Below are 6331 nucleotides of genomic sequence, written 5' to 3'. Positions count from 1 at the left end.
GCGGGTTTACCCGCGAACACCGGCAGAGCCGGTGCCATCCACCGCGCCGCCTGCTTCGCGGGTAAACCCGCTCCCACACAGAACATGATATGCCTGCGAAGGCCGCATAGCGCTCAGCCGCTGCCCATGGCCGATTGCTGCAACCATTCGATCAACACCTGCAACCGCCGCGGCATCGGCTCGTGGGGCGGGTGCACCAGGTAATAGCCGCAGCGGTCTGCCTCGACGAAATCGCCAAACGGCAATACCAGCTCGCCGTTGGCGATACGTGCCTTGACCAACTGCTCACGGCCAATGGCGATGCCTACATGGTTCACCGCAGCCAGGGTGCACAGGTCGGAGCGGTCGAAGGTGAGGAAGCGCTCCGGCAGCGACACATCCAGCGCCATGCGCTGCAACCACGAGCGCCACTCGGCATCGTGCGCCGCGTTGTCCCAGGCCGCGACATCGTGCAGCAAGGTACAGCCGCCCAACCCCTGGATGCCGCCCTGCAGCCCATGCCGCCGGGCGTACTCGGGCGAGCACACCGGCGCGATCCGCTCCGCCATCAGCGGCGTGCTGACCAGCCCCGGGTAATGCCCGTCCGAATAGCACAGCACCAGGTCGACCTTGCGGGTTCGGTAGTCGATGCTCTCGTTGCCGACGCGGATGTCCAGCTGGATATCCGGGTACTGCACCGTGAACTCGGCCAGCCGCGGCACCAGCCAGCACTGCGCCACCGATGGCCGCACATACAAGGTCAGTTGCCCGGCCACCTGGCCATGGGCGCGGTCGCGTACGGCTTCAGACAGCGCATCCATGGTGCGCTGCATGATCTGGAACACGCGCTCGCCGTCCTCGGTAAGCGTGACCTTGCGCGGCAAACGGTGGAACAGCTTGAGCGCCAGTTGCTGTTCCAGCCGGCCGATCCGGTGGCTCACCGCGCTGGCGGTCAGGCACAGCTCGTCGGCCGCCCGGGCAAAACTCAGGTGCCGGGCAGCCACCAGGAAGGTGTGCAGGTTGGCCAGGTGCGCGCCATTGAGTTTCGGCGCGAGCAGGTGGACGGGGGCGGGCATGGGCGCTTCTCTTCAGTTGCGGGCTTTGGCGAGGTAAGCGGCATATTCGTCGGCAGGCACCATGCTGCCGCCGGTGCCCCAGACCAAGTGCGTGGCCTTGGCCATGCGCGCAGGCGTCAAGCCGCCGCGCTCCAGGTAATCCGCCACGCCCAGCACCTGCAGCAGGCCCGGCACGCCGGCCAGCGCCGAGGGTTCCAGGCGCGCCTGCTCCAGGTCGTGGGCCAGGGCCAGCAGGCGATACAGTTCTTCATCGGTGACGGTGTAGTAGCCATCGATCAGTCGCTGCATGGCCTTGCCGACGAACCCTGAAGGCCGGCCCACCGCCAGGCCATCGGCGGCGGTGAGGTTGTCGATGCCGAAGTCCTGCACGCTGACCGCGTCGTGCAGCCCGGTGTACACCCCCAGCAGCATGCACGGCGAATGGGTCGGTTCGGCGAACAGGCAATGCACAAGGTCGCCGAATGCCAGCTTCAGGCCGAACGCCACGCCGCCAGGCCCGCCGCCCACGCCGCAGGGCAGGTAGACGAACAGCGGGTGTTCGGCATCCACGCGGATCCCCGCCTGCGCGAACTGCCTGGCCAGGCGCTCGGCGGCCACGGCGTAGCCGAGGAACAGGTGTGGCGAGTTCTCGTCGTCGACGAAGTAGCAGGCCGGGTCGGCCTCGGCTTGTTGCCGCCCTTGCTCCACCGCCACGCTGTAGTCCGAGGCATACTCGACCACCGTCACGCCATGGCTGCGCAGCTTGTCCTTCTTCCACTGACGCGCATCGGCAGACATGTGCACGGTTGCCTGGAAGCCCAGCCTGGCGCTCATGATGCCGATGGACAGGCCCAGGTTGCCGGTGGAGCCGACGGCCACTTTGTACTGCCCGAAGAACGCCCGGGCCTGGTCACTGGCCAGCGCCCGGTAGTCGCTGTCCAGGGTGATCAGCCCGGCAGCCAGCGCCAGGTCTTCGGCATGCTTGAGCACTTCGTGGATACCGCCACGGGCCTTGATCGAGCCGGAGATCGGCAGCTCGCTGTCGGCCTTGAGCCACAATGCGCCGCTGGGCGGCAGGCCGGCCTCCTGCAGCAGGGCGCGCTGCAGGCTGGGCAGCGGACGGATCGGCGACTCGATGATACCGCCGCTGGCTGCCGTTTCCGGGAACACCGTGGCCAGGTAGGGCGCAAAGCGCGCGAGGCGGGCGCTGGCGGCGGCAACGTCGGCGGCGTCCAGGCCGACATCGTTCAGTGCCTGGGCGGCAGGGGCGATGCCGGGGTTGAACCAGCGGGTCGGCTGCAAGCCCACCAGCTCGCGGATCAGGGGGTGGCTCTGGCACCAGGCTTCAAGCGTTTTTCCGAGAATCATGGGTAGTTCCTGAGTTGCTCCGTGCGAGGTGTCGTTGTTTTCGCCAATTAGAACGCAGCGCCCCGGGGCCGGACAAACGATCGATCGTCAGGCCATGCATGACCGGGTGTCATGTGTCGGCAGGGCTCAGGCCACCGCCTTGCGCAGCGGCACTTCACGCAACAGCCAGCTCAGCGCGAAGGCCAGGCAAGTGACCAGGCAGGCCACCAGGAACACTCCATGCATCGCCCCGGAGAAGGCGGCGAGGTAGGCCTGCTGCAGGGGCGCGGCCAGGACATGCACCTGTTCGGGTGACAGGCTGGTCGGCGCCGGGGTATCGGCCGGGAACGTCTGCGCCAGGCGTTCGAGCAGTGCGTGGGAGAACAGGGCGCCGAACACCGACACGCCGATGGCGCCGCCAATGGAGCGGAACAGGGTCGCCCCCGAAGTGGCCACGCCCATGTGGCGCGGCTCGACGCTGTTCTGCACGGCCAGCACCAGCACTTGCATGACCATCCCCAGGCCGGCGCCGAGCAAGCCCATGTACAGGTTCATCACCGCCATCGGCGTGTGCTCGTCGAGCCGGCTGAGCAGGGCCAGGGCAATCGCCTGCAGCAAGGTGCCGAGGATCGGGAACATCCGGTAGCGCCCCCAGCGGCTGATCAGCCGCCCGGTGATCGCCGATACCACCAGCAGCCCGCCCATCAGCGGCAGCATCTGCAGCCCGGCACTGGTCGGCGTGGCGTTCTTCACCACCTGCAGGTACAGCGGCAGGAAGGTCACCGAGCCGAACAGCGACATGCCGACGATGAAACCGATCAGCCCGGCCAGGGCGAAGGTGCGGTGACCGAACAGGTGCAGCGGCATGATCGGCTCGGCGGCGCGGCGCTGTTCATGGATGAAGCCCACCAGGCCGATCAGCGCGAACAGCGACAGGCACAGGATGTCGAGCGAGCCCCACGCCAGCAGGTTGCCGCCAAGGCTGGTAATCAGCACCACGCAGGCCAGGGTCAGGGTAAGGAAGCACGCGCCGACGTAGTCGATCACGTGCTTCACCCGCGCCACGTGCGGGCGGAACACGCTGCCGATCACCAGCAGAGCCAGCAGGCCCAGGGGCAGGTTGATGTAGAAGATCCAGCGCCACGACAGCTGCTCGACCAGAAAGCCACCGATCAGCGGCCCGACCACCGTGGCCAGGCCGAACACGCCGCCGAACAGGCCCTGGTAGCGACCGCGTTCGGCAGGTGGGATCACATCGCCGATGGCGGCCATCGCCACCACCATCAGCCCGCCACCGCCCAGCCCCTGCAGGGCGCGCAGCAGCACCAGCTCGGTCATGTTCTGGGCCATGCCGCACAGTGCCGAGCCCACCAGGAACAGCACGATGGCCACCTGCAGCACGCGCTTGCGGCCATACAGGTCGCCGAACTTGCCGTACAGCGGCACTACCACGGTGGAGGCCAGCAGGTAGGCGGTGACCACCCAGGACAGCCAGCGCAGCCCGCCCAGTTCGCTGACGATGGTGGGCAGGGCGGTGGAGACGATGGTCTGGTCCAGTGCGGCGAGGAACATCACCAGCAGCAGGGCGCCGAGCAGCAGGGGGATTGGCGGGTGGGCATCGCGTTCGAGCGCAGTCAATGGAGTTGTCATGGGTTGGCCTGGGCGAGGGGGGATTGGCCGGCGTCCCGCAGGCCGGCGAGGGCGAAGCGGTACAGCTGCTCGCAGACTTGCGCGCAGGGCATGCCGAGAATTCCCTGCACGGCGCCGGAGCCTCCACGCGGGCCGATCAGTAGCATCGCCCAGGGCGCAGTGACGCAGAGGATGCAGCGGGTCAGCGCGGGGTCGTCGAGGGCGAGGCCGCTGATCTCGCTGAACAGCCCCTTGAGCAGCATGAGCTTTTGCGGCGCCGTGCCCTGCAAGGCCTGGCCATGGCTGCTGGGGGTGAGCAGTTCGGCGGCAAGCACCCGCAGGTGCCAGCTTCCCTGGCCTGAACTGGCCTTGTGCACGACCTGCTCGATCAGTGCGCGCAGTTTGTCCGTGGCAGGCTGCGGTGCCTGGAGGATGCGCTGCAGGTTGCTGATATCGAGGAAGCGCCGGCGCGCTTCGTCGAGCACCGCCAGGTACAGGCCGTTGCGGCTGCCGAAGTGGTAGTTGATCGAGGCCAGGTCGACCTCGGCCTTGGCGGCCACCGCCTTGTTGCTGGATTCGGCGAAACCCTGGGCGGCAAACAGCTCGCCGGCGGCTTCGAGAATGCGCGTGCGGGTGGCTTCACCGTCCTTGCGCGGTTCGCGGGGGGCTGTGGCCATGGTCGGGCTCCGAGGGTGGGTCGTGGTCGGAGCTTGCTCGGGGCTAAATTTAAATTCAATTTAAATTTACGTCAGAATGACGAGAGGTCGCTGCCCGGGGCCTTGCAGGGTGGAGGCGCGCCTATCCTTTCATTCGGCACTTCAATCGAGTGGAGGTGGAGCATGCGAACCGTCACATGGGGCTGCCTGCTGGTGCTGCTGGCGGCATCGGCCCAGGCCCAGACCGTCACGCCGCTCAAGGGCCAGAGCAGCCAGCAGATGCAGCAGGACATGGCCGATTGCAACAGCGTCGCCAGCAATTCGGCGACTGGCAGTGCGCATGTGGGGGGCCGGGTCAAGGGCGCCGCCGCCGGGGCGGTGGCGGGCGCTGCCGGTGCCCAGGTGCGTGGCAACCAGCACGACGAGGTATACGACCGCATGAGCGACGATGCCAAGCAGCAGTACCGGCAGAACCGCGCCGGCGAAACGGCTGCCGCCGGTGCAGCCGTGGGTGGCATGCGCCAACGCCAGGAGCGTCGCCAGGACCGCCGCGGCCAGGATGAGGCCCAGGCCAGTGCCTACAGTGGTTGCCTGCAGGGGCGGGGGTATCAGGTCAGCCCTTGAGCCCGGCGATCACTTCGGCGGCGGTGGTGACCTGGCCGAAGTGGTGTTGCCACAGGCTGATGCCCAACTGCCCCGAGCGGTCCAGCGACGAGCCCATGGTGAGGTCGGTGATCAAGGTCGGGCACAGCCCCGCATCGAACAGGGCGAAGCCTGCGGCCAGCACGCAGGTTTCGGTCTGCAGGCCGCACACCAGCACGCGCTCGACGCCCAGGCCCTTGAGGTACTCAAGGGTTTCGGTGGTTTGCCCGTAGCCGTGCTTGACGAACACTTTGTCGGCCTCGACCAGCGCCACATCCTCGCTGGCCGGGTGCCAGCCGAGCTGGCGCTGGAACGGGGTGACCTGTTCATCGTGCAGTTCGATCGAGGCGACGGTGGGGATATGCGCCGACAGCGCGCGGATGCCGTCCACCAGCTTTTCCGAAGGGCTGAAGGTGGATTGCACGTCGACGATGAGCAGGGCTTGGCGCATGAATGGGGTCCGGTCCGGGTTGCAGGGGCGGGGAGTATAACGTCGTGCCGCGATCGCCGCCGAAGGCTTCTATGCTGATCCTGTCCTGTGGCAAAAACCTGTGGCTCCCCCTGGCATTTTGCGGTCAACGGCTTCTGGAAGCCGCTGTTCGGCGCCATGCCCCGGCGGTACACTCGCCGGCTTTTTTGCAGCGAGGGAATGCAAATGCAGCGCATCGTGATTCTGGGCAATTCCGGTAGCGGCAAATCGACCCTGGCACGGGCCATCGGCGAGCGCTTGGGGTTGCCGGTGGTGCACCTGGACCGGTTGTTCTGGTCGCCGGGCTGGGTGGAGCCTGAGGCCGAGGTGTTCCGTGATCAGGTGCGCCTGGCGGTGGCGGGGGATGCGTGGGTGTGCGAGGGCAACTATTCGCGGCGTACGTTCGATCTACGGTTGCCGCGGGCGGACTTGATCATCTGGCTGGATACGCCGCGCTGGGTTTGCCTGAAGCGGGTGGTACTGCGGTCGTTGAGCCGGCGGCCGCGGGCTGACTTGCCGGCGGGTTGCAGTGAGCGGTTGAACTGGGAGTTTGT

Annotated in this window: 7 protein-coding genes; 2 read left to right on the top strand and 5 right to left on the bottom strand. The window is 67.3% G+C overall.

What is annotated here, in order from left to right:
- Positions 1-113 precede the first annotated feature (113 nt).
- From dsdC to F6X61_RS25580, 4 genes are all read right to left on the bottom strand, one after another.
- Positions 114-1055, bottom strand: a complete 942-nt coding sequence (gene dsdC, locus F6X61_RS25595; RefSeq protein ID WP_153789096.1) for a DNA-binding transcriptional regulator DsdC — start codon at positions 1053-1055, stop codon at positions 114-116.
- Between the two features lie 12 nt (positions 1056-1067).
- Entirely contained in the window at positions 1068-2402 is a 1335-nt protein-coding gene (locus F6X61_RS25590) for a D-serine ammonia-lyase (RefSeq protein ID WP_153789095.1), read from the bottom strand.
- Between the two features lie 126 nt (positions 2403-2528).
- The gene (locus F6X61_RS25585) at positions 2529-4031 is read right to left on the bottom strand and encodes an MDR family MFS transporter (protein ID WP_153789094.1); all 1503 of its coding nucleotides are present in this window, start codon (positions 4029-4031) and stop codon (positions 2529-2531) included.
- Entirely contained in the window at positions 4028-4687 is a 660-nt protein-coding gene (locus tag F6X61_RS25580) for a TetR/AcrR family transcriptional regulator (protein WP_153789093.1), read from the bottom strand. Before F6X61_RS25580 ends, F6X61_RS25585 begins: the two co-directional genes overlap by 4 nt.
- A 162-nt stretch (positions 4688-4849) precedes the next feature.
- Between F6X61_RS25580 and F6X61_RS25575 the strand changes: the two genes are divergently transcribed.
- Positions 4850-5290 carry a YMGG-like glycine zipper-containing protein gene (locus F6X61_RS25575; protein ID WP_153789092.1) on the top strand — a complete coding sequence of 147 codons (441 nt, stop codon included), beginning with the start codon at positions 4850-4852 and terminating at the stop codon, positions 5288-5290.
- On the opposite strand, the gene F6X61_RS25570 is transcribed toward F6X61_RS25575, so the two are convergent.
- On the bottom strand, positions 5280-5759 hold the full coding sequence (locus tag F6X61_RS25570; protein ID WP_153789091.1) for a cysteine hydrolase family protein: 480 nt from the start codon (positions 5757-5759) through the stop codon (positions 5280-5282). The genes F6X61_RS25575 and F6X61_RS25570 overlap by 11 nt on opposite strands.
- 204 nt (positions 5760-5963) lie before the next feature.
- On the opposite strand from F6X61_RS25570, the gene F6X61_RS25565 reads away from it, so the two are divergent.
- The coding region (locus tag F6X61_RS25565; protein ID WP_153789090.1) for an AAA family ATPase at positions 5964-6331 on the top strand (368 nt) is incomplete at its 3' end.

This window comes from Pseudomonas sp. EMN2, assembly GCF_009650555.1.
Classification (GTDB): domain Bacteria; phylum Pseudomonadota; class Gammaproteobacteria; order Pseudomonadales; family Pseudomonadaceae; genus Aquipseudomonas; species Aquipseudomonas sichuanensis.
This window is presented reverse-complemented; position numbering and strand designations above follow the sequence as displayed.